This is a genomic window from Shewanella sp. ULN5, from assembly GCF_030731885.1.
GTDB lineage: Bacteria > Pseudomonadota > Gammaproteobacteria > Enterobacterales > Shewanellaceae > Shewanella > Shewanella holmiensis.
Genome location: NZ_JAPJEE010000008.1, coordinates 110212 through 135536, shown reverse-complemented (window position 1 = coordinate 135536; position 25325 = coordinate 110212). Strand labels below are relative to the sequence as shown.

21 protein-coding genes are annotated in these 25325 nt (G+C 41.7%); 2 read left to right on the top strand and 19 right to left on the bottom strand.

Features of this window, described 5'->3' with window-relative positions:
* Positions 1–70: 70 nt before the first annotated feature.
* Complete coding sequence (metA, locus tag ORI98_RS09910) at positions 71–1021, bottom strand: homoserine O-succinyltransferase (RefSeq protein ID WP_306135110.1); 951 nt, start codon at positions 1019–1021, stop codon at positions 71–73.
* 43 nt (positions 1022–1064) lie between these two features.
* Positions 1065–1457: a YbaY family lipoprotein gene (locus ORI98_RS09905; protein ID WP_306135109.1), complete on the bottom strand. Its 393-nt coding sequence runs from the start codon at positions 1455–1457 to the stop codon at positions 1065–1067.
* A 156-nt stretch (positions 1458–1613) separates the two neighbouring features.
* On the opposite strand from ORI98_RS09905, the gene ORI98_RS09900 reads away from it, so the two are divergent.
* A complete protein-coding gene (locus ORI98_RS09900; protein WP_261296825.1) occupies positions 1614–2360 on the top strand; it encodes an SDR family oxidoreductase in 747 nt (248 codons plus the stop codon).
* 273 nt (positions 2361–2633) lie between these two features.
* Here the strand turns inward: ORI98_RS09900 and ompW are convergent, their stop codons facing one another.
* Both ompW and ORI98_RS09890 read right to left on the bottom strand, forming a co-directional pair.
* Positions 2634–3281, bottom strand: coding sequence for an outer membrane protein OmpW (gene ompW, locus ORI98_RS09895; protein ID WP_261296826.1), 648 nt, complete (start codon positions 3279–3281; stop codon positions 2634–2636).
* Between the two features lie 690 nt (positions 3282–3971).
* Positions 3972–5924 (bottom strand): monovalent cation:proton antiporter-2 (CPA2) family protein, encoded by a 1953-nt coding sequence (locus ORI98_RS09890; protein WP_306135108.1) that lies wholly within the window; start codon positions 5922–5924, stop codon positions 3972–3974.
* A 157-nt stretch (positions 5925–6081) separates the two neighbouring features.
* Here ORI98_RS09890 and ORI98_RS09885 point away from each other — a divergent pair, with 157 nt between their 5' ends.
* Positions 6082–6966 carry a GGDEF domain-containing protein gene (locus ORI98_RS09885; RefSeq protein WP_261296828.1) on the top strand — a complete coding sequence of 295 codons (885 nt, stop codon included), beginning with the start codon at positions 6082–6084 and terminating at the stop codon, positions 6964–6966.
* 109 nt (positions 6967–7075) lie between these two features.
* On the opposite strand, the gene tilS is transcribed toward ORI98_RS09885, so the two are convergent.
* From tilS to pyrH, 15 genes are all read right to left on the bottom strand, one after another.
* Positions 7076–8605 carry a tRNA lysidine(34) synthetase TilS gene (tilS, locus tag ORI98_RS09880; protein ID WP_306135107.1) on the bottom strand — a complete coding sequence of 510 codons (1530 nt, stop codon included), beginning with the start codon at positions 8603–8605 and terminating at the stop codon, positions 7076–7078.
* Between the two features lie 18 nt (positions 8606–8623).
* Positions 8624–12100, bottom strand: a complete 3477-nt coding sequence (gene dnaE / locus ORI98_RS09875; protein ID WP_306135106.1) for a DNA polymerase III subunit alpha — start codon at positions 12098–12100, stop codon at positions 8624–8626.
* A gap of 180 nt (positions 12101–12280) precedes the next feature.
* Positions 12281–12916: a ribonuclease HII gene (rnhB, locus tag ORI98_RS09870; RefSeq protein WP_306135105.1), complete on the bottom strand. Its 636-nt coding sequence runs from the start codon at positions 12914–12916 to the stop codon at positions 12281–12283.
* 19 nt (positions 12917–12935) lie between these two features.
* Positions 12936–14081: a lipid-A-disaccharide synthase gene (gene lpxB, locus ORI98_RS09865; RefSeq protein WP_306135104.1), complete on the bottom strand. Its 1146-nt coding sequence runs from the start codon at positions 14079–14081 to the stop codon at positions 12936–12938.
* Positions 14082–14087: 6 nt separating this feature from the next.
* On the bottom strand, positions 14088–14858 hold the full coding sequence (lpxA, locus tag ORI98_RS09860) for an acyl-ACP--UDP-N-acetylglucosamine O-acyltransferase (protein WP_261296833.1): 771 nt from the start codon (positions 14856–14858) through the stop codon (positions 14088–14090).
* Positions 14855–15316 carry a 3-hydroxyacyl-ACP dehydratase FabZ gene (gene fabZ / locus ORI98_RS09855; protein ID WP_261296834.1) on the bottom strand — a complete coding sequence of 154 codons (462 nt, stop codon included), beginning with the start codon at positions 15314–15316 and terminating at the stop codon, positions 14855–14857. Before fabZ ends, lpxA begins: the two co-directional genes overlap by 4 nt.
* A 43-nt stretch (positions 15317–15359) precedes the next feature.
* Positions 15360–16382: a UDP-3-O-(3-hydroxymyristoyl)glucosamine N-acyltransferase gene (lpxD, locus tag ORI98_RS09850; protein ID WP_306135103.1), complete on the bottom strand. Its 1023-nt coding sequence runs from the start codon at positions 16380–16382 to the stop codon at positions 15360–15362.
* Positions 16383–16407: 25 nt separating this feature from the next.
* On the bottom strand, positions 16408–16905 hold the full coding sequence (locus ORI98_RS09845; protein ID WP_306135150.1) for an OmpH family outer membrane protein: 498 nt from the start codon (positions 16903–16905) through the stop codon (positions 16408–16410).
* A 65-nt stretch (positions 16906–16970) separates the two neighbouring features.
* Entirely contained in the window at positions 16971–19454 is a 2484-nt protein-coding gene (bamA, locus tag ORI98_RS09840; protein WP_306135102.1) for an outer membrane protein assembly factor BamA, read from the bottom strand.
* A 31-nt stretch (positions 19455–19485) separates the two neighbouring features.
* Positions 19486–20856 (bottom strand): sigma E protease regulator RseP, encoded by a 1371-nt coding sequence (gene rseP / locus ORI98_RS09835; protein WP_306135101.1) that lies wholly within the window; start codon positions 20854–20856, stop codon positions 19486–19488.
* Positions 20857–20867: 11 nt separating this feature from the next.
* A complete protein-coding gene (gene ispC, locus ORI98_RS09830) occupies positions 20868–22058 on the bottom strand; it encodes a 1-deoxy-D-xylulose-5-phosphate reductoisomerase (RefSeq protein WP_306135100.1) in 1191 nt (396 codons plus the stop codon).
* 5 nt (positions 22059–22063) lie between these two features.
* Entirely contained in the window at positions 22064–22921 is an 858-nt protein-coding gene (locus ORI98_RS09825) for a phosphatidate cytidylyltransferase (protein WP_306135099.1), read from the bottom strand.
* Between the two features lie 19 nt (positions 22922–22940).
* Positions 22941–23765 (bottom strand): isoprenyl transferase, encoded by an 825-nt coding sequence (locus ORI98_RS09820; RefSeq protein WP_261296840.1) that lies wholly within the window; start codon positions 23763–23765, stop codon positions 22941–22943.
* An 80-nt stretch (positions 23766–23845) separates the two neighbouring features.
* Complete coding sequence (gene frr, locus ORI98_RS09815) at positions 23846–24388, bottom strand: ribosome recycling factor (protein WP_188840002.1); 543 nt, start codon at positions 24386–24388, stop codon at positions 23846–23848.
* A 145-nt stretch (positions 24389–24533) separates the two neighbouring features.
* The gene (gene pyrH, locus ORI98_RS09810; protein WP_188839379.1) at positions 24534–25265 is read right to left on the bottom strand and encodes a UMP kinase; all 732 of its coding nucleotides are present in this window, start codon (positions 25263–25265) and stop codon (positions 24534–24536) included.
* Positions 25266–25325 lie beyond the last annotated feature (60 nt).

Below are 25325 nucleotides of genomic sequence, written 5' to 3'. Positions count from 1 at the left end.
TTAGTACTCTATAAGATAGCGTTAATTCTGCTTTATTGACACCGAAAATAGATATATTTAATCGCTATCATTATTTTGATTGCTTACTTTCCCAAGGTGTCATCTTGCTCATATCCGATAGGTCATATGGTGTTAACTGGTACACATAATAGTTAAGCCAATTACTCACAAGTAAACTGCCATGACTGTGCCAGCGGGCTATTTGCTCTTGGTTTGGGTCATCATTACGATAATAATTTAATGGAATATTGGGGTTTAAACCTTGGGCTAAATCACGTTGATATTCATCATTCAAAGTGCCTTTTTGATATTCAGGGTGTCCCATCACGAATAGATTTCGGCTATCACGGCTTAAAACAATATAAGCTCCCGCTTCAGCAGATTCGGCTAAAATTTCAACGTCACTGTGACGACGGATATCTTCAATATTAATTTCAGCAAAACGTGAATGTGGTGCATAAAATTCATCGTCAAAGCCCCGTAATAGTGGATGCGGTTCACTGGCTCGTACATGGTTGAACACACCCGAACGTTTTTGGGCTAACAAACCTCGATTAATACCATACAAGTGGAATAATCCGGCATGTGCAGCCCAACATAGAAACAATACCGACGTGACATGCTTTTGAGACCAATCAATAATTTCTTTAATGTGATCCCAGTAGACAACATCTTCAAAATCAATTTGCCCTAAGGGCGCACCGGTAATAATTAGCCCATCATAATTATTGTGCTTAACGTCTTCAAAGTCGCGATAAAAGGTATTCATGTGGTCAACAGAGGTATGCTTTGACTCTTTATCATGAATACGCAACAAATCGACTCCAACTTGCAGTGGCGTATTGCCTAATAAACGCAATAACTGGGTTTCTGTTTCAATTTTATTGGGCATCAAATTCAAGATGAGTACCCGCATTGGGCGAATATCTTGATTCGCTGCACGCGTTTCTGACATCACAAAGATATTTTCTGACTCTAAAATACCTGCTGCGGGTAAATCATCTGGAATTCGAACCGGCATGCTACATCCTTACCTAATTATTAATCGACAAATACCGTTGAAATTATCGCTTTACCCTATCCACAACCACAGTCAACGCTTGTGGATTTGAAACATCAACAGGATAAGATTGCGTATTGATGAACCACAACTCATCAGCAACAGTGATCCGGGCACTAATGGCATAACGATGACCTGTTTTGAACGCCTCTGTTGGTAAGACAAACTCGAAAGGTGTGACACCGGTAACCGGAGTTATTTCATATTCAGCCAGGATTTCTGCCTGAACATCTTGCAGTGACACATCTTGTAATTGGATTTGGATCACAGAATTTGCAGGTAATGCTATACGTTGTTTATACAGCACTTCACCTACTATCTGAGTATTTTGAGGAACAGTTTGGCATCCTGATAGCGCCGCAACCATCGCTATAACGCATATTATCTGTTTAATCATGGTTCATCTGCTTTAGTTGAATGACGTCGCATTATAATACATCAAGACGTCTAGAAGTCTACACTTCCAGTATTGAAAAATTTTCGTGCTTGTTATCCGTAAGCGATATTCCTATCATAACCTTTCGATTTCACATAATGAGTGTCAAACCTCCTCATGACCACTATCGCTACCGCTATGATTATTGGTGCCAGCTCTCAGCTAAGTAAAGAACTGGCGCGCCAACTTGCGGCTCAAAACGTAAAATTATTGTTGTTTGTTCAAGAACCAGACGCATTGACCGAATTTGCCAATTCGCTATCCGTTCCAACAGCCGTTTTTCCACTTACGATTACTGATCCCACAAAACTGAACGAGCAAATTAGTCAGGTATGGCAAAGTGAAAATGGTGCCCACTTAGTGATAGTCAATACAGGATTGAATAGTTACGATGCATCGCTACCATGGCAATTAGAAGAAGATATTATTGAGGTCAACGTCAGAGGCTTTGCGGCTATATGCAACTGTGTGTTTAAATTAATGACAGAGCAGCGGTACGGTCAATTAGCGGCAATTAACTCCATCGCCGGTCAACGTGGCGGGCCAAGTGTTGCTTATCACGCATCTAAAGCCTTTGCTGAAAATTATTTTCAAGGTTTGAGTATGCACGCGCAGCGTTTAAAGCTGCCTATTACCATTAGTGATATTCAATTAGGCTTACTCGATAAAGCCGCAATGCAACAAAACCGGTTTTTATTGCCGCCTTTGGAGAAAGTCGCCAAACAGATATTAACCGCGCTAAAGCAAGGAAAACGTCGTGCTTACGTAACCAAACGCTGGCGAGTAGTAGCTTGGTTAAACCGAATGTTACCTGAATATATTTATAATACCCGTCACTGGAAAACCAAGAAAAAAAAGGATTAGCCAACCGATAGCAGGTCATTGAATCTTTATTTGATGCATAACGCTGTAATTATCGAGATTGTGCGATTGTGCGATTGTGCGATTATAAAAAATACGGATTATAACATTAGATCCATATGCTCTATACAGTCTGATGCCAGATGTTGATATTAGATATCAGGGGCAGTATTTTATGCTTTATTTCAATTTACCTGAACACTCAATAGCATTCAAGCTGACAAAAAAATAGGAGCCAGTGGCTCCTATTTCTTTAAGGTGTTTGATTAACAATGATTAAAACTTGTAACCAACACTGACCATGTAAACCCATGGGTTAATATCGGTATCAATCGATACAGCATCTCCACCAAGCGTAAAGTTTACATCAGTTGAAATGTCAGCATACCAAACAGAAGCGTTCACTAACCAATCTTTATTGATGTTGTAATCTAAACCAACTTGAGCAGCAAAACCCCATGAAGTTGATAAGCTTAAGTTATCAAGACCGAGATCTTTTGCTTCTTGGGTAAAATCATTGTCAAAAAAGTTAGTAAAGTTAACACCAACACCCACATATGGACGAAGCTTAGATTGTGCATCACCAAAATAATATTGCGCAACCAGTGTAGGTGGTAAATGCTTAGTTTCAGCTATTTTACCTAATGCACCTAAAGAAACATCATGGCTGAATGGTGTTGCCGCAAGTAGTTCAACTCCCCAGTTATCAGTAATCATATAACCAAAGTTTAAACCTAACTGAGTGTTATCATCTACACCAAATTCAGCAATACCAGCAACAACTGGGCTAGATTCGTCAGGCGAAACCATAACTGCACCCGCTCTAAAAATGATATCACCAGCTTGGTGAGCGACAGCAACTGAAGATACACCAGCAGATAATAAACCTGCAGCAACTAAACCTAGGGTTAATTTTTTATTCATTTTCATACTCCATGAGGGCAACAACTGGATGCTTTTCTGTTACATCCTTAACAATTGACGCCACTCTGCCTGAAAATTTAATTAACAACATTGATCTGGATCAAGCTAACCAATTACACCTTTAGAGGTATTCATTTAGTAAGCTTTTCTTTGATGTAGATCACGCATTTGTTGATCTAAAAATCAAAATTCGGTGCCTATTGAATATTGAAAAATATAATAAATTGATAACCTTACTAGGACTAAATCGAAACGAACAATATACGATGCAGCACGATTTAATGGTGGAGCAACAAGAGCATTCACCAATATCCAGATAAAGGCAGTCGCCTTAAATGAGCCGGTAAAACTGTCATGCCAACCCATAATAAAATACCCCTAAATAACATAATTTAGGGGCATCAAATTAGCTGACTATTAAGAGGTGAACTTACTTAATGAGGTTTGGTCGAGTTAAAAAGTATTCAGAGAGGCGAATGGATGATGCCTAATCATCTATATAAAAGCCATTCAACAAGGCGTAAACCGTTTTAGCCGCCCCTTTCGAACGGCATTTGTTGACCAATTCAATTTCGATATTAGAATGTTATATAAAGTTACTTCACCACAAGGTCTCTCCCCAGAGCAATGCCGACAACTGGAAGTAACAATAACCTCGAAACAGTCACAGGGCCGAATAACGGCGTAAATTTAACCCTGCAACAGATACTCTTCCGCTTTTTCAATACTGCGCGGTTTACCCACTAACATTAAAATATCATTGCGGCGCAATACCCAATCGTCTGGTGCTGGTTCAATTTCAGCGCCTTTTCTGCGCACAGCTCGAAGCTCGACATCCAATTGTAGCCATGGAATATCGGCCACTTTTTTACCCACGCTGCTAGCGCTAGTGCTCAGAGACACAGCATGCAGTAAATCTAATGTAAAATCGGTTTCAGTTCCTGAGAAAAATCCATGTAGATATTGGTAGTGGTTGCGTCTTTCAGATTCAAGGCGTTTAATGATCCGTGCTAAAGGTACGCCACACTTATAAAGCACTTGCGACACTAACATCAAGCTGCCCTCAAGTGACTCAGGTATTACCTGAGTTGCCCCAGCTTCTTTTAGCTCAGTTAGGTTAGAGTCGTCTCGAGTACGCACTAGAATTTTTGCATCTGGCGCTAACTTCCTACTAAGCGCTAAAGCTTCTTCAGTTTGACGCTCTTCGGCAAAAGTTACCACCACCATGCTGGCTTGACGAATACCCACACGTTTTAAAATCCCCATTTTACAGGCATCGCCAAAATATACAGGCTCGCCAGCGGCACGTGATTCTGTCACTCGGGTAGGATCGAGATCTAACACAATATAATTAATAGCTTCGGTTTTTAAAAAGCGGGCAATCGTTTGACCCACTCGACCATAGCCTAAAATAACCACAAAATCATCGTCTTCACTTGTGGGTAATACAACCGTTTGATCGGCCATTTCTTTTGAAGGTTTACCGCCTTTAAATTTCTTAGCTATATCGACACTATTTCGTATCAACCAGGGAGATAAAGACATTGAAATAACCGCCACAGCAACCAGTATGGTGCTGACTTCTTTATCTAATAATTGATAATTAACCGCTAATGCTAATAGCACAAAACTGAACTCGCCAACCTGACCTAAACTGATAGCGGTACTTAACGCTACTTTGGCATGTTCGCCAGCAAGTTTGAGCAGGCCATAAACAATCACAATTTTTAGAACTACCACGGCAATTAAAGTGACTAATATTTGCCACCAATATTGCAGGACCAAATTAAAATCGAGCAACATACCAATGGATATGAAGAATAACCCCATCAGCAAGTCTCTGAATGGGCGAATATCGGCTTCTAACTGTCTACGGTACTGGCTTTCCCCTAGTAGCATACCGGCAATAAATGCACCTAATGCCATCGACAGTCCAAGCCATTGGGTAAATGCGCCAGTAACTAAAGCCACCACAAGGGTAGAAAGGACAAAAAGTTCATTGGAGCGAGAACGAGCAACTTCATCAAAAATTCGTGGCAAGACCCATTTGCCAAATGACATTAATCCTAAAAATGCCAATATCCCGGTAAGTAGCCCGTAAAAGATGCCGTTTAAACTCATTGGGGTACCATCACTTGCGAGTAAAGGTAATAAAATAAGCATGGGGACTACGGCTAAATCTTGGAATAGCAAAACACTAATGGATAATTCACCATGGCGGCGTCTTAACCAACCTTGCTCATTCATCAATTTGAGCACAATAGCAGTCGATGACAGCGCAATGGCTGAACCAATGACGACTGCGGCGACAAGATTTTGACCTAAAAAATATGCAATTCCACCGGCGATAAATGTCGTCACAATAACTTGCGCACTGCCTAAACCGAATACGGTTCTTCGCATTGACCATAACCGCGGCACAGAAAACTCTAACCCTAAGGTAAACATCAATAACACGACGCCAAGTTCCGCCACAAAATGAACTTGCTGCTGTGTGAACCAATGCAAACCGCTGGGGCCACTGATCACTCCAGTAAGCAAGTAAGCCAAAATAGCAGGTAATCCCAAACGGCCTAGCACCGCTATCGAAACGATGGCGATGACCAACATAAACAAAATATGAATAAACATATTGTGTTCCATAGGCAAAACTCCTTGTCAAAAAATCGTCGAGATACTGCTACATCTTATTACCAAAACGGCACAAAAGTAACAAGCTCCTAAAAAATATGATAAAAAAAATTTAGGCACACAACTTGCTTAACATGTGTATCGTGCTGTAACGTTTTGGAGTAACCCTATGGACTTTGCTATTGCAACCGAACTTTTCCCTGAAGATTATTGGTATCGTTCTAATGCCCATCTGCATATGGAGCCAGAGCTTGATCTTGTCCAAGTGATCCAACAACTACACGCAAGTTTAGATCCACGGACAGTTTTTGCCTGTTATGGCAAAGTCATCGGTCAGTATTTGCCGATCAAAGCATTACAATTATTTGTCGGTGAACACAAGTTTAGCTGGGGTCGTCATCACGGTATTGAGCTGACCCGCAGTATCAAAACTGAATCTGATACATTACGTTTGCACTACTATCTTGCTGTGCCACTTAGCCCTATTCAAATGAAACAGCTTAATCATATTGAAGCATTGGTATTACAACCGTTTCAGAATGCAATGAAGTATCAGCAAATGTCTAACCAAGCAATGTTTGATGCGTTAACGGGTTTGGGTAATCGTTATTACTTTCGTAAAGTTATCCATAAAAGTATTGCTAGAGCAGAACGGCGCCAAGATCATGTTTCATTGATTGTTATCGATTTAGATAAATTTAAGCAATTAAATGACCAGTTTGGTCACACTGTTGGCGATAACGTACTGACCAGTTTTGCCTCATTAATCAACGACTCCATTCGCGACACAGACCAGGCATTTAGAATTGGTGGTGACGAATTTGTGATTATTACTGAAGGTAACGCTGATGCAGCAAGTATTATTTGCCAACGCATCATTGAAAGTTTGCCATTACACTCACATCTGACAGATTACGGGGTTAAGTGTAGTTTAGGTATTGCGCAATCGCGCACTAATGAGGTTTTTAATACCCTGTATGAGCGTGCCGATAAGGCTATGTATCAAGCAAAAGCAGCGGGTAGAAACTGTTTCAAAGTATGCGAAGATAAATAGCTTAAGCTAGGATGATAGTAAAAAATGGCCACAACATCCCGTTATGGCAAACAAAAACACGTTTAGTGATTAGTGATTAAAGAAAAAAACAACACAGCGACTAAGTAGCCTAACCGCTGGTTAATATATCAATCTGCAACCCCAGAGCATTGTCTTGTGCAAGGTAGCGTTTGTCTACCCACAAGCCTAATGCACCAACCAGCTCGTCACCATAAAAAAGCAGCGGAATATGATCTCGACGCCAAGGGGCGATGGATAGCTCTTGCCAAAGTTTTTTTAATTCTCGCGGTTTTTGCCGAAAGTGCTCAGCAAATTGTGGCTGACACTTGGTGTTGCCCTTCGCAGAAAACCGAATGGATACTTGATAAATATTATCGGGTAACTTTAGCCTGATACCAGTATGTGACTTTACAAGATTAACGTGCCAGTTAAATGGCGTAAAAAGCAAATGTGTAGCATTGATATGACATGAAGGATTGCTTAAAGCCAATACAGCATTGTGCTGCACCTCTGCGTTGACCTCTTCATTAACATTAGTGGCATTAAGCCAGCCTTGTAACTTTTCAGTTAAACGTAATGGCAAATCATCAGCGAGTGTTAGATGCTCACTCGGCATGGCATATAGATACTGTCCAAATCGTTTTACGACAATCCCTGAGTAATAAATATTGAGATTAGCATCTTCTTTAGCCGTTAATGCCTGACTGAGGATTTGGTTCAACTGCACCTGCGATGGCAGAGATAAACCAAGGTGTGTTAAATAACCACGTAACAGCAAAGCTTGCCAGGCGAGCGGAGCTTTGGCTAAAAGGCTTAATGACAGTCCAGTACCATTGCACGCCATATTTGTCCCTTGTGACACCTTAAGCATTGCAGGTAAACGCGAACTGACTTCATGTTCGATAAGTTGTTGTTGCTCGTTGATTAGTTCTGCACTTCGGCTTGCAGTAAGGGCTATACTAGGCCAACGGCTTTTAAGCAGCGGAATAATATTGAGGCGTAAAAAGTTCCGATCGTAACTGTCGTCTTGGTTACTTTCATCTTCTATATGCGTCAGAGCATGTTCAGCGGAAAATTGTACAATCTCGTCACGAGAAACCTGTAACAATGGTCTCAGTTTATAGTAAGGGGACACTGCTGAGCCCGCTAATTGATACTCTCCCATCGCAGCTAACCCTTTAGGCCCCTGACCGCGTTTTAGAGCTAATAACAATGTTTCTAATTGGTCGTCTTGATGATGCGCCGTCAGTAATATATCTCCGCTGCCAAGATGTTGTTCTATCGCGTGATAACGTGCTTCTCTGGCAACAGCCTCAAGGCTTTGGCGAGGCTTTAGGTCAAGCTTTACCCGCTCAATAATAATGGGAAGATTATAGTCTGCCGCTTTTTGTTGACAATGGGTTACCCATTTATCAGCATGACGGCTTATGCCGTGATGAACGTGCACTAGCACACAAGCGAACTGCGGAAAGATTTTAGCAAACTCACTTAACCCGTAGGCTAATACCTCTGAGTCTACGCCGCCGCTGTAAGCTAATACTATCTTGGCTTGACACTGTGTAGCCGTTGCATTCGCGTGCAGAGCCAAATGTGGTAAACACAAACGGCGAATATGACCGACAAGCTGTGATTTATCCATTTACGCTGTTATTCACGATTAATTAAATACAATTTTGACATTACTTGACCCAAGTTGCGTTTCTAACGCTAGCATCAAATCATCGGATGGATTGACACGCCATTCATCGCCTAATGTTAATCTTCCGCAAGCGCCTTCTTTAGTGTAATTAATCACTACCGGTACAGCACCGCTTTTCCAAGGTTGTAAGGCTTCTTTAAACTGATTGAGCCATTCTGGTGATAACATCTGGGTTTGAATATTCAACTCAACGGCTTTAGCAAAATGACTTCTGGCTTCGCCTATTTCAATAATGTTTCGGCCATTCATCCTGTTACCGCCGGCAAAGTCATCAAAACTGACATCGCCTTCACAAATTAAAATACGGTCTTTTTCCAATAAATGGCCAAATTTTTCAAACGGTTCAGTAAAAAGCATGACCTCTAAACGGGCGCTTTTATCATCTAACGTGACTAAGCCCATTTTGGAGCCTCGCTTAGTGATCATGACCCGAGTCGCCACCACCAAACCAGCGGCTTTAACGGTTTTACCCCGCTCAGTCGGGTGAATGTCTTTTAAACGCCCCGAAGTGTATTGCTTAAGCTCTGCTAAATATTGATTTATCGGATGCCCTGTTAAATATAGCCCTAAGGTATCACGCTCACCTTCAAGCCAAATTTTATCAGGCCAAGGCGTACATTCAACAAACTGCTGTTTGTTATCATCGGGCTCATCATTGAGCAAGCCGAACATGTCATGCTGACCAATCTCTTGCGCTTTGGCATGTTGAGCAGCGGCTTTGATGGCCTCAGGCAAGGTTGCCATCATAGATGCGCGATGCGGGCCAAGATTGTCCAATGCACCAGCGCAAATCAGTTTTTCTATTACGCGTTTATTCAGCTTCTTTAAATCGATACGGGCACAGAAATCGAATAAATCGATAAAAGGTCCATCTTTACGCGCCTCGAGAATTGAGTCGACAGGTCCTTCACCAACCCCTTTAATTGCGCCAATGCCATAAACAATATTAAGATCATCATCAACGGTGAACTTAAAGAGTCCCTTATTCACATCCGGCGGAATTAACGGTAATCCCATGCGCTCGCATTCATCTACCAGGGTAACAATTTTATCTGTGTTATCCATATCGGCAGACATTACCGCCGCCATAAATTGCGCAGGATAATGGGTTTTTAACCACAAGGTTTGGTAAGAAACTAATGCGTAAGCAGCTGAATGCGATTTGTTGAAACCATAACCAGCGAACTTTTCAACCAAATCGAATATTTTCATCGACAGGTCGCCATCAATACCGTTTTCTATCGCACCCTCTTTAAAGATACTGCGCTGTTTGGCCATTTCTTCAGGTTTTTTCTTACCCATAGCACGACGCAGCATATCTGCCCCGCCTAGGGTATAACCTGATAGTACCTGCGCAATCTGCATCACCTGTTCTTGATACAAGATAATGCCATAAGTGGGCGATAACAGCTCTTTGAGGGATTCATGTTGATATTGTGCGTCAGGGTAAGACACTTCTTCTCGGCCATGTTTACGCTCAATGAAGTTATCAACCATGCCTGATTGCAAAGGACCTGGACGGAATAGTGCAACTAACGCAATCATATCTTCAAAACAGTCTGGCTGTAGACGCTTAATCAGATCTTTCATACCGCGAGATTCGAGCTGGAACACCGCGGTAGTTTCATATTTTTGCAATAATCTAAAACAGGCAGGGTCATCAAGCTTAATAGCTTCAATGCGAACAGGATCTTTACCCGCTTTGGCCAGACGCGGATTGATCATCTGCAGCGCCCAGTCAATAATGGTTAAAGTGCGTAAGCCCAAGAAATCGAATTTAACTAATCCCGCTGTTTCAACGTCATTTTTATCGAACTGAGTAACAGGGTTTAAGCCTTCAGCATCACAATATAATGGTGAGAAATCAGTAATACGGGTTGGCGCGATAACCACACCACCGGCATGTTTACCTGCATTTCGAGTAACACCTTCTAAGCGTCGACACATGTCGATAAGCTCTTTAACATCTTCATCTGCGGCGTAGGCTTCAGGCAGCGCAGGTTCGACTTCAAACGCTTTGGCAAGGGTCATACCCGGTTCTGCTGGGATCATCTTTGTAAGACGTTCAACAAAACCATAGGGATGGCCTAATACTCGGCCTACATCACGCACAACCGCTTTGGCGGCCATGGTACCGAAGGTAATAATTTGCGATACCGCTTCACGGCCATAGAGATCTGCTACATGGTCAATCACCTCATCACGTCTGTCCATACAAAAGTCGACGTCGAAATCGGGCATTGAAACACGTTCAGGATTCAAAAAACGCTCAAACAGCAAATCATATTCTAATGGATCAAGGTCAGTAATCTTTAGCGCATAGGCCACTAAAGACCCCGCACCTGAACCACGACCTGGACCAACCGGAATACCATGATCTTTACCCCATTGGATAAATTCCATTACGATTAAGAAATAACCAGGGAATCCCATTTGATTAATAACTTTAAGCTCAATCTCAAGACGCTCGTCGTACTCGCCTCTTCTTTCCAATCGAACAGCCGGATCAGGAAATAAAAACTCTAGACGCTCTTCAAGGCCTTTTTCCGATACTTCGACCAAAAAGTCTTCAATAGACAAATCACCGGTAGGAAAATTAGGCAAAAAGTATTCATGCAAGCGAATAGTAACGTTACAGCGTTTAGCGATTTCTACTGTATTACTGATAGCTGAAGGAATATCTTTAAAAAGATCGCACATTTCATCTTCACTACGAAGATACTGTTCGGCACTGTAGGTTTTAGGTCGGCGGGGATCCGCAAGGGTGAAGCCATCATGAATAGCCACCCGAATTTCATGTGATTCAAAGTCATCCGGCTTTAAAAAAACCACCTGATTCGTTGCGACTACAGGAATTGACATTTTTGATGCCAATTCAACCGCCATGTGCAAATAGCGTTCTTCATCGGGGCGGTTAGTGCGGATAAGCTCGAGATAATATCGATCATTAAAGTGTGTTTGGTAGAAGTTGACCAACTCATCTACCTGCCCCTGGTTTCCTTTTAATAAGGCTTTACCGATATCGCCTTCTTTGGCTCCCGATAAAATTAAAATCCCTTTGTTATAGGTGACAAGCCAAGATTGATCGATAACCACTCGGCCGTTAACTTGACCACGTAGGTAAGCTTCACTGATAAGCTGAGTTAAATTTTGATAGCCATCATTATCCATCGCGATAATGGTTAAGGCACAAAGCTCCTTGTCAAACCCCGGTACTTGCATCCAAAAATCAGCACCGATAATAGGCTTAATGCCCACCCCGTGCGCGCCACCATAAAACTTTACCAAACCACAAAAATTATTTTGGTCGGTCAAAGCTAATGCCGCCATACCCTGCGCTTCCGCCGTTGCTAAGATAGGTTTTACCTTAGCAACACCATCACACATGGAAAAATCACTGTGAACGCGTAAATGCACAAAACGAGGATCGGACATAGATAAAATTCTTATTATTCGATGATAAAAGAGATGCAAAAATGCAATTGAAAATATCGGCTAGATTAACAAACATTCAAATCACTGCCAATAACTTAGCTGTCACGGTAAGAAGATGACTTTGACAGTGATATAAAACTGAAACCTTACCACGGTGACAATATTAACTTTAAAAGTAAACTATCGCTGATTTAATCTATCGGCAACAGGTTTAAAGCTTTTACGATGCTCATCTAACACACCAAATTCCGCTAGGGCGTCAAAATGTGCTTTAGTTGGATAACCTTTATGCTTTGCAAAACCATACTGCGGGTGTTTAGCGTCAAGCTCAAGCATTTCTTGATCTCTTACCACTTTGGCGATGATTGATGCCGCGCTAATGGCGCTCACCAAACCGTCGCCTTTGATAATGGCATGTGATTGAATACCAAAGTCTGGTACACGATTTCCATCAACAAGCACCCTTTGTGGAGTGATCCCTAGTCCTGCCACTGCACGCTGCATGGCTAGCATGGTGGCGTGTAGAATATTAAGCTCATCTATTTCTTGCGGACTAGCACGTCCCACACTGACCGATAGCGCATTCTCATATATCGTCAGATATAGGGCGTTTCGGCGCTTTTCGGATAACTTTTTAGAGTCATTTAAGCCGTCAATAGGACGACGGGGATCTAATATAACGGCTGCAGTAACAACGTCACCGACTAATGGTCCGCGGCCAACCTCGTCAACGCCCGCGATGCACCCTTGTGATAATAGAGCCACTTGCTCAGGGGTAATATTCTTAATCACTGTTGGTAAAGCGAAGTTAGTCATTGGGATCTCGTTAACTTAATTAAACTTCAATTAACGCGACAACGGCATCGGCTGCGCGCTCACTGGCATTACATTTGAGTAATTGGTGCAATTGTTCGAAGCGAGTGCTAAGGGGAGAAAAGTCTTTATCCAACTGATTGATAACTGCATCTGCGATTAATTGAGGCTGACAATCAGCTTGAATTAATTCTGGCACAATGGTTTCATTCGCCAATAAATTGGGTAACGAATAATTAGAAATTTGCATCATGCGCACCGCTATCGCGTAAGTAATCGGACTAACACGATAAGACACTACCATAGGACGCTTTACTAACATGGCCTCTAAAGTTGCTGTGCCAGATGCTAATAAAATACAGTCAGCAGCAGCCATCACTTCTCGCGACTGACCATCGATAATATCGATAGCTAAATCAGGAGCATATTTTTCCAATGCTTCAATAAACTGTTTACGTCGTGCCGCGTTAACAACAGGAGTCACAAACTTAATGTCGGGATAGGCATCTTTAACCAACTTAGCCCCTTTGAGAAAAGGCTCAGCAAGTTGCGCTAACTCGCCACCTCGAGAACCGGGTAAAACCGCAAGGTATTCTGCTTCAGCATCTAACCCCAATTGTGTGCGTGCTGCTAACTTGTCGCTTTGCATCGGGATATCATCAGCGAGCGTATGACCGACAAAAGTACAAGGAACATCATGTTTATCATAAAATGCTTTTTCAAATGGTAATAATGACAACACCATGTTAGTTGCTTTAGCAATTTTAAAAATACGTTTTGGTCGCCATGCCCATACCGAGGGGCTAACATAATGAACCGTTTTAAAACCTTTATTTTTTAACTTAAGCTCAAGGCCAATATTAAAATCTGGTGCATCAATACCAATAAAACAATCAGGTTTAATAGCACAAATCTGCTCAATCAAACTGGCACGAACTTTTAATAATCGGGGCAAACGAGACAGCACTTCCACTATTCCCATCACAGCCAGTTCTTCCATCGAAAACCAGGATTGAAAGCCTAAAGCTTGCATGCGGGGTCCACCAATGCCAACGAATGTCGCATCTGGATAGCGCAATTTAAGCGATTTTATTAATCCGGCACCAAGAATATCGCCGGAGATTTCTCCGGCGACCATGGCAAATATTGGGGGAGTAGATTTGCTCATTTTTAACTATCGAATAATCCCACGTGAAGAGGTCGTAATAAAATCGACCATAGATTGCACATATGGGTCATTTTCAGCATCGACAGCTATCTCGGCCAACGCTTCATCAATAGTTAGATTTTTGCGGTATAAGGCCTTGTAGGTTCGACGAATAGCATGTTGAGTTTCTTTGCTAAAACCGCGACGCTTTAACCCTTCAACATTTAAACCACGAGGAATGGCTGGGCTGCCAGCTGCCATGACGAATGGGGGTACATCTTGAAAAATTGTCGATGAACCTGCAGTAAACGCATGCGCACCAATATGCACAAACTGATGCACACCAGTCATGCCACCAAGAATCACATGATCGCCAACATGAACATGGCCAGCAATAGAGGCATTATTTGCCATAATGACATTGTTGCCAACAACGCAGTCGTGGGCAATATGCACATACGCCATGAACAAATTATTCGAACCAATACGGGTTTCACTATTATCTTGAACAGTGCCGCGATGAATGGTGACTGACTCGCGAATAATATTATTATCACCCATGATTAAACGTGTCGGTTCACCAGCGTATTTTTTGTCTTGACACTCTTCACCAACTGAGGCGAATTGAAAAATGCGATTACCTTTGCCTATCACCGTCGGGCCTTTAACCACAACATGTGAACTGATCCAGGTATCATCACCAATTTCAACATCGGCACCAATGTACGTCCAAGGGCCTATGGTGACATTATTACCAATTTTTGCATCAGGGTGAACAAATGCTAGTTTATCAATCACTTTTGAATCTCTCTTCGGGCACACATAATTTCAGCGGAACAAACGACTTCGCCATCGACAAGAGCTTCACCAACGAAAACACCAATTCCGCGACGTTCTTTAATCATTTTAACGTGAAAATGAATTTGATCTCCGGGTTCTACAACTCGTTTAAAACGCGCTTTATCAATACCAGCAAAATAATACAACACATCTGGTGAAGGCTCTGTACTCATGGTTTTAAAAGCAAGTAGACCCGTAGCTTGCGCCATTGCTTCTAAAATCAATACACCAGGCATAACAGGTGCTACAGGGAAGTGGCCTTGAAAGAAAGGTTCGTTAATTGTCACGTTCTTTATCGCATGCAGTTGTTCACCAACTGTGTAATCTAATACGCGATCTATGAGTAAAAATGGATATCTATGTGGAAGATATTTAAGGATTTCTTTTATATCCATTGTATTTAATTGGTTCGACACTCTTGATTCCTTAACTCAAGTGAATGAGTTTTATAGCTAACAGTTATTCAGATTCTGATGATTTTTCGAGTTTTTTAACCCGATTAAATAGATCATCTAAATGGCGGAACCTGACTGTGTTTCGGCGCCACAACTTGTTTTCCATGGCGACTGTGGCTGAAGAATAAACGCCTTTGTCTCTAATCACACTTGTCACATTAGTCGCACCACTAATATGAGTACCATCTGCGATAGACAAATGACCAGAAATAGCGCTATGGCCACCTACAATACAGTATTTTCCAATAACCGCACTGCCCGCTAGAGTAGTATTACCTGCAATAGCAGTGTTTTGTCCAATAATAACATTATGGGCAACTTGCACTTGGTTATCGATGATAACGCCATCGTGGATTTCAGTATGCGATAACGCACCACGGTCAATGCTGGTACAAGCACCTATTTCGACATTATTACCAATTCTAACACCGCCAGTTTGTGGAATTTTAATCCAATTACCGCGCTCATTGGCATAGCCAAAACCATCAGAACCAATAACGGTTGAGGAATGAATAATACAATCAGAACCAATATACACATTATGGTAAACAGTAACATTAGCCCATAAACGCGTATTTTTACCAATGATGCTGGATTCCCCCACGACAGTACCCGCACCAATTTGCACGTTATCACTGAGAATTGCATTGGCACATATAACCGCATTGGCACCAATCGACACATTTTCACCAAGCTTGGCTGACGTATCAATTTGGGCACTAGGATGTATACCGATGGCTGCTTTGGGGGTCGTATCAAGATGCTGGGCTAAACGTGCAAATGCCACGTAAGGGTCAGCGACAATGACAGCTATTCCTTGATAAAATTCTGCTTCTTTCTCACTCAATAATATCGCGCTCGCTTGAGTTGCCTCAAGTTGAGCGCGATATTTACTATTGGCTAGAAAAGAAATTTGACCTTCTGCCGCATCTTCAAGTGTTGCTACAGTATGGATGATAACCGAATCATCCCCACGAATAGTTGCATTTAGCAGCTGGCCAATCTCTTTTAAAGTCATTTGTTGCATAGTACCTTTGCCTTAACGTTCGGGCTTATTTACCTTTACTTAATGCTTCAACCACTTTGCCGCTAATATCAGCATCAGGCTTAACAAAAATTACCGCACCACGCTGTAATACCATGTCATATTTTTCTTTTTCAGCAATGGTATTAATCACTTTTTGAACTTGTACTAGCAGTTTATTTTGCTCTTCACCTTGACGACGACGCATATCTTCATCAAGTGCTTTGCCTTTTAATTGAAACTCAGACTTCAACGATTCCATTTTACGAACCATGTCAGTTTTTTGAGTATCACTCATTAACGCACCATCACGTTGCTGCTTTTCAACCATTGAACGCATTTCTTCCTGCATTTTTTGGACTTCAGCAACACGATCACCAAATTCAGCTTTTAATGATGTTGAAATTTGTTCACGTTGTGGTAACTGTTCAAATACTTCGCCCATATCCACTACGGCAATTTTTTCAGCGTGCGCCATCATAGGTACAGCTAAAAAAGCTAATGTTACTAATGCGCGATTGACCATCTTTTTCAAAGTAGACTCCTTGTTAATAGACACTTGTTCAGCAAAACTTGCCGAGTGTATTCGTTTTAGAACGTTTTGCCAATATTGAACGAGAAAATCTCTGTTTCATCGTCTTCGTATTCTTTAAGCGGCCAAGCCAAACTAAACACCATCGGCCCCATAGGAGAAAGCCACTGGACACTCATCCCCCAAGAAGCACGTATTCGACTAGGATCACTAAAGTCTTCAAGCTTATTAAATTCATCAGCAGGAAGGTTTCTATATGAATCATAGTCAAACTCAGTATCCCATACGTTACCCGCATCAACGAAGAAACTGGTACGAACAGAATTGGTATATGCTTCATCCAAAAATGGTGTTGGCACAATTAACTCAAGGCTAGCGGTTGCGATGGCATTACCACCGATTGAACGGCCTTGGTTAACATAAATTTCATTCGGGTCACTAGGCAAACTACAACCATCTCCTGACGGATCTGGTGCACATGGCTCGGTACCACGCATTAAGTAAAATGAACGAGGACCGACTGAGTTTGATTTAAATCCGCGTAATGAACTGCTACCACCTGAGTAATAGTTTTCCCAAAACGGTAGAATTTGATCATTATCGTTAAACTGTCCATAGCCATTTGCATAGCCTAAACGCGCTCGCGTCAAAATCACGAAGCTGTGTTTACGTGTTAGTGGGAAATAGAAGTTAGTGTCGAAATCTGTTTTAAAATACTGCAGATCAGAACCTGGCACAGTCATTTTTCCGCTTAAACGCTGTGATGAACCATCCGTTGGGAATGTTCCGCGGTTTAATGTACTTCTATACCAACCGGCGTTTAATTCGAAGTTATCAAAGCTTAAATCAGCATTAGGATCTTCACTATCACGGTATACATTATAAAAGCGTAGCGCTTGCTCATAAGCAGAAATTTCAGAAATCGCGTTATGACGATAACCAATACCACCGTTTAAACGATTATTTTCGTTAATAGGGAAACCCGAATTAACTGCTACACCATAAGATTTATTCTTATAGCGTTCAAGGTTAGCCTCATTCGCATCAAATTCGTTCCAATAAACACTGCCACCTAAACTCACGCCGTCTTTGGTGAAGTAAGGATCGGTATACGAAATATTGGCACTTTTCGAATACTTGTTAGTGTTGATGCTAATACCCGCTTGGTTACCTGTACCTAAGAAGTTATTTTGTTCAACACCAAACTGTAAACTCACACCAGATTCAGTACCGTAGCCTACACCAGCATTAAATGATCCAGAAGGCTGCTCTTTAACACTAACAGCGACATCCACTAAATCATCACTACCTGGCACCTGAATGGTTTCAGTATCAACGGTTTCAAAATAGCCCAATCGATTTAAACGCGCTTTAGATTGTTCAATTTGAGCTGAGTTTAACCAAGCACCTTCCATTTGACGAAGTTCACGACGCATGACTTCATCTTTAGTCACCGCGTTGCCAGTAAAGTTAATACTGCGCACATAAACACGTTTACCTGGTTTAATATTAATGTTAAGGACAACTTCTTTGTTCTCATCATCAATTTCAGGATAGGTTTTCACTTCAGGATAAGCATAACCAAAACGCCCCAGATATTTACTGTACATTTCTTCGGTGAAAGTCACATCTGCACCGTTGTACATGTTACCTGATTTGATAGGTAAAATGGCTCGCATTAACTCTTCACGACCCATTAAGTCGCCCGTTAAGTTAATGTCTTTAACTTTATATTTTTCACCTTCGTCGACGTTGATGGTAATATAAAGCCCTTTACGATCAGGTGTCATAGCCACTTGTGTAGAAGTAACATCAAAACGAATATACCCTTGGTTATGGTAATACGTTTTAATGGTTTCTAAGTCAGCCTGAAGTTTTTGCTTTTGATAGCGGCGCTCACCAAATACATCCCACCAGGCAACAAAGTCTTTCAACTCAAGCATGCTGATTAATTCAGAATCACTGAAAACAGTGTTCCCTACTACGTTAATTTGACGAATTTCAGCGGCTAAGCCTTCGGTAAAATTAAATTTTAACTCCACACGATTACGCGGTAAATTGATAACTTGCGCTTGAACCTTAGCGCCGTATTTACCCACACCGTAATAAAAGTCTTGTAAGCCTTTTTCGATACCAGAAAGCATGGTGCGGTCCAAAGACTCACCAATTTTAACACCTGAGCCATCAAGACTTTCTTGAAGCTGCTCATCTTTAATATCTTTGTTGCCTTCAAACGTCACCGCACTAATGGTAGGACGTTCTTTAACTGTAACGTACAACACGCCAGCCTCATGGCTTACGCTAATGGTTTCAAAGTTTGTTGAACCATATAAGCTTTTTATCGCCTGTTGTAATTTAACTTGATCAACTGTGTCACCGACTTTAACCGGCAAGTTTAACAATGCAGCTCCTAATGCTACACGTTGTAGACCTTCAACTTGAATGTCTGTGACTTCAAATGGCTGGAAAGTATTTGCCCAACCGTTCCCTGCAAAAGACGCGCCGACGAATAACATCGATGCAAATAGTTTATTCAATCTCATAGAGCACTTCTAATTATTAGTCTGTCCTTGCTCAGAGTCGGGCAAAATCGTTGAAAAGCGCGACGCTCATCAACATTAGCAGCAAAGCTGCGCCAAACCTGAATCCAATTTCCTGCACCTTTTCAGGAACAGGCTTACCCGTAATCACTTCAATAAAGTAATACAGCAAGTGTCCACCATCTAGCACGGGTAAAGGCATTAAATTGATAATACCTAGGTTCACGCTAATTAGTGCGATAAATCCAAGAAAATACACCAATCCATAATTTGCGCTCGCACCAGCTCCTTGCGCAATCGAAATGGGTCCACTTAGATTTTTCACCGACACATCGCCGGTAAATAATTTACCTATCATTTTGAAACTAACCACCACAAGCTGCCATGTTTTATCGACTGCGGCGGACACGGAATCTATCATGCCATATTCTAAATCAAAGCGCATATTTTCAGGCCATTGCGCTGCGGTGGGGCTAATACCAATAATACCGATTGTGTCACCATTGTCATTGGTTTGAGCCTGTGGCACAACCTCAATCTGCAACAGTTCGCCTGCTCGCTCAATATCTACACTAAGCGGCTTATTAGCAGATGTTTGTACCACATCGACAAAGCTATTCCAATCTTTGTAAGGCTGTTGATTTATCGATAAAATTGTATCACCAATCATTAAACCTGCTATTTGTGCCGCACTATTTTCTGATATTGCTGCAATAACAGGATTAATTCCAGGTCTGAATATCCCTAAACCTAGCGCGGTGATCGGTGATTCTTTTTCAGGATCAAATCTCCACTCACGGGTGTCGAGTTGATAAGTTTTACCTTTATCATCAATACCGTCCATTCTTGACAATGGCGCCAAAGTCACATCAACACTGTCATTACCAATATGTCCAACCAAGGCTAAATTAACCTCTTCCCAGTTGCGAACATCTTGACCTGAAATAGCGATAATTTGCTGTGGTTCCGATAACTGAATCACAGCTGCGGGCGAATTAACTTTAGTTGAATCTATAACGGGTTTAATCGACGGAACACCGATTAAATACATGGCATATAAAGCAACAATCGCAAAGGCAAAGTTAGCTAATGGCCCTGCAGCAACAATGGCAATACGCTGCCAAACTGTTTTACGATTAAACGCTTGATTTAGCATATCGGCAGGTACATCTTCAACCCGCTCATCAAGCATCTTTACAAAGCCACCCAAAGGGATCATGGCAACCACATATTCGGTACCATCTTGACCGACTTTACGCCAAATAGCTTTGCCAAAGCCAATGGAAAATTTTTCGACTTTAACGCCACACTTTCGTGCAACCCAAAAATGACCATACTCATGGACGGTAATTAAAATACCAAGAGCAATAATAAATGAACCTAAATTCCACAAAAAATCGAACATTTTACTCCTAGTTACACTAACGCTTTAATTTTAGATAAAGCCAATCGGCGTGCTTCGCTGTCTAAAGCAATAATATCTTCTATCGTCTTTAAAGCTGACGGATTGAACGATACAAGGCATTGTTCATTGACGACAGCAATATCGGTAAATTTAATTATTCCCTGTAAAAAAGCGTCAACGGCAATTTCATTAGCCGCATTTAATACCGTGGTAGCTTCTTGCCCTTGTTGGCACGCCTCTATCGCTAACTTTAAACACGGAAAACGATCAAAATCAGGTTTTAAAAAGCTTAACTCTCCGACTTTGAAAAAGTCTAAAGGTTCAACACCAGCTAAAATTCTTTGTGGATAGCTCATACAATGGGCTATTGGCGTACGCATATCGGGATTACCCATCTGCGCGAGAACCGAACCATCTTTGTATTGCACCATGGAATGAATAACACTTTGAGGGTGAATAACCACTTTAAGCTGCTCAGGCATGGTATTAAATAGCCAACGCGCTTCGATGTATTCTAAGCCCTTATTCATCATCGATGCTGAATCAACAGATATTTTTCTGCCCATTGACCAATTCGGATGCTTACAAGCCTGATCGGGTGTCACACTTGGTAAAATAGATAGGTCAGTCGTTAAAAAAGGACCGCCCGAACCTGTTAATAGGATATGCGAAATGCCTTCAGCAGCCATATCGCAAAAACCTAAGTTATTTTGAACGGCTTGAGGCATGCATTGAAAAATCGCGTTATGCTCGCTATCGACGGGGAGTATCGTCGCTCCCGATGCCTTTGCGGTTTGCATAAACAGTTCACCAGACATCACTAAGGCTTCTTTATTGGCCAGTAGTACTCTTTTACCAGCCTTAACAGCGGCAAATGTAGGCACTAACCCGGCAGCGCCTACAATGGCAGCCATAACAGTATCAACGTCACTGTGGGTAACTAAAGCCGTTAATTCCTCAGGGGTTGAGGTAACGATAGTTTTACAAGATGAGGGTAACGCACGCTTAAGTTTCAGCGCAGCTTGTTGATCAACCATATGAGCAAACACAGGTTGATGTGTCTCGCATAAACCGAGCATTTTATCAACGCTAGCATTTGCAACAAGCGCATAAACAGCATATTTATCTGGATTTTGAGTGACCACACTCAGGGTGCTTGCGCCAATTGATCCTGTGGCGCCTAGGATAACCATGTTTTGCATTGGCATCACATCCACATGGCAATATAGATTAACGTAAACACAGGAAACGCAGCTGTTAAGCTGTCGATTCGATCAAGTATGCCACCGTGTCCTGGTAAAATGGTGCCTGAATCTTTAATAACCGCAACGCGTTTAAACATACTTTCAGATAAATCGCCAAATGCTGATGCCAAGGCTGTAATTAGGGTGACAACAACCAACAAGCCTAACTCTTGTTGAGGAGAAACATACATCACCCCAGCAACAATTAACAGGGTTGTCAGTAACCCACCCGCTAATCCTTCTAGCGTTTTAGCTGGGCTGACGTTAGGCATTAATTTATGTTTGCCAAGCGTTCTACCAGCAAAATAAGCGCCAGTATCTGTTGCCCAAACGATTAACATCACAATCAGCACTAATATTCCACCAAAATACGGATCGGCTTGGCTACTTAATGATTTAAGGGTAATTAAAGATACAAAACAAGGGATTAAGGTTAACTGGCCAAACATCGATTTTAGCATATGGCTATTGCGCCATAGTGCTGCGCTCTTAGGGAAACTAAATACCAGCAAAGTGCTAACAACCCACCACACGACACCAATGCTAATAATCGCTAAAAACATCGGTTGCAAATGCCCTTTGAACCATAAGCTGTCTGCTGGAAATAACACGTTAATCGCAATCAACAATACGGTTACTGTGATGGTAAAAGACCATTGAGTGATATTGCACTCTTTATCGATAAAGCATCCCCACTCTTTCGCTGCAATGGCAAAAATAGGGACTAAACACCATGCAAAATACACAGAAGGAACCCAAAATATACCGACTAACACAAGTGGGATTAAACAAAGTGCTGTTATTATTCGTTGTTTTAGCAAAAAAATAATCCTCTTAAGATTAAAGCGCCCGTATTTCTTCTATTTGACTCCCAGTCAAACCGAAACGGCGCTGACGGCTGGCAAAAGTTGCCAGTGCATGATGAAAAGCCTTCTCATCAAAATCAGGCCAAAGTGTTTCTGTGAACACTAACTCAGCATAGGCGGCCTGCCATAAAATAAAGTTACTAATGCGGTAATCACCGCCCGTTCTTATCATTAAATCAACTTCGCTTTGATTTTGCATGCTCAAATGTTGATTTAATGCCTCTTCGGTCATCTGACTGCTGCTGATTTCGCCACTTTCGACTTTTTCAGCTAATTTTTGAGCAGCCTGGATGATATCCCAACGTCCGCCGTAGTTAGCAGCAACATTAAGAATTAACCCTGTGTTATCTTGTGTCTTGTCTTGAGCCTGGGCGATTTGAGCTTGTAAACGTGCTGAGAATCGACTGATGTCGCCAATAATATTGAGCTTAACTTGATTTTTATCTAAGCGCTTAATTTCACGTTGTAACACACTGAAAAAAAGCTCCATCAACAAATTAACTTCTTTATCTGGTCTGCGCCAATTCTCACTCGAAAATGCAAACAGCGTTAAAGAGGCAATACCTAATTGGCTTGCTGCACTCACTATGCGTCTAACAGCTTTAACACCTGCTTTATGACCTACCACTCGAGGCATACTCTTATTCTGAGCCCAACGACCATTGCCATCCATAATGATAGCCACATGCTTGGGCAAAGACTGCCTAACGATATCCGATAATTGTCCAGGTAAGACTTCAGACGTCACTAACTCAGAAGAAGTTGTAACACCTGATCCATAATCATTTGTAGATGACATCAACAACGACCCTATAAAAAACAAACGCCGTGTAGTATACCCTTACACGGCGTATTAACTCTAGCGTTGAACGCTGAAGTTTAGACTTCCATTAACTCTTTTTCTTTTGCAGCTAATAGCTGATCAACATTTTTAATTGCTGCATCAGTAAATTTTTGTACGCTATCTTCACTACGACGTACATCGTCTTCAGTGCATTCTTTGGCTTTTTCTAACTTTTTAACTTCGGTAATAGCATCACGACGCACATTACGGATGGCAACACGGCCGTTTTCAGCTTCATTACGGACAACTTTAATGAAGTCTTTACGACGTTCTTCAGTTAATGCCGGTAACGGAATACGCATTGAAGTGCCCGCTGTCATTGGGTTCAAACCAAGATCAGATGACATAATGGCTTTCTCAACAGCTTGAACTAAAGTTTGATCAAATACCGTTACGTTCAATGTACGAGAATCTTCAATACCAATGTTAGCCACTTGCTTAAGTGGAGTCATTGCACCATAGTAAGAAACTTGAATTGAATCTAATAAACTTGGGTGTGCACGACCGGTACGCACTTTAGCCATTTGATTTTTAGTTGCATCTACACATTTACCCATACGCTCTTGCGCATCTAACATAATTGTTTCAATCACAATAATTTCCTTTTTAACCAATATTCATTGAGTTCGAGCCGATAGATAAAGAATTGTACAGACAATGGATCAGCTCAAACAATATTTGCAGTTTATTTTACGACACACAGTAACAGATGTGATAGCGCAATTATTTCTGGCTGCTAATAATTGTACCTTCACTTTCGCCCATAATAACACGGCGTAAAGCACCTGGCTTATTCATGTTGAATACTAAAATTGGGATGTTATGGTCACGGGCCATAGTAAAGGCTGCAAGATCCATTACTTTTAATTCAGACTCTAAAACTTCATTAAAGCTTAGGGTATCGTATTTAACCGCTTCAGGGTTTTTCATTGGATCGGCAGAATAAACACCGTCTACTTTAGTACCTTTTAATACCACTTCCGCTTCGATTTCAATACCACGCAGACATGCTGCAGAGTCAGTCGTACAAAATGGATTACCTGTACCAGCGGCAAATATCACTACTCGACCAGATTTTAGTAAGCTAATAGCTTCAGCCCAATTATAATCGTCACACACCCCTTTTAATGGGATAGCTGACATCAGGCGCGCATTAACATAGGCACGGTGCAATGCATCTCTCATGGCTAAGCCATTCATGACAGTTGCTAGCATACCCATGTGATCGCCCACCACACGGTTCATGCCAGCTTGTGCTAGCCCTTCACCACGAAATAGATTACCACCACCAATTACCACACCAACTTGAATACCCAGTTCAACAAGTTCTTTCACTTCTTGAGCCATGCGATCAAGTACTTTTGGGTCGATGCCGAAGCCTTCTTCGCCCATTAATGCTTCACCGCTTAATTTAAGCAGAATACGTCTAAATGCAGGTTTTGGATTGGTGCTCATAATTTTTATCCTGATTATAACAAGACCGCAGCGATTGCTGCGGTCTTAGGGTATATAGAG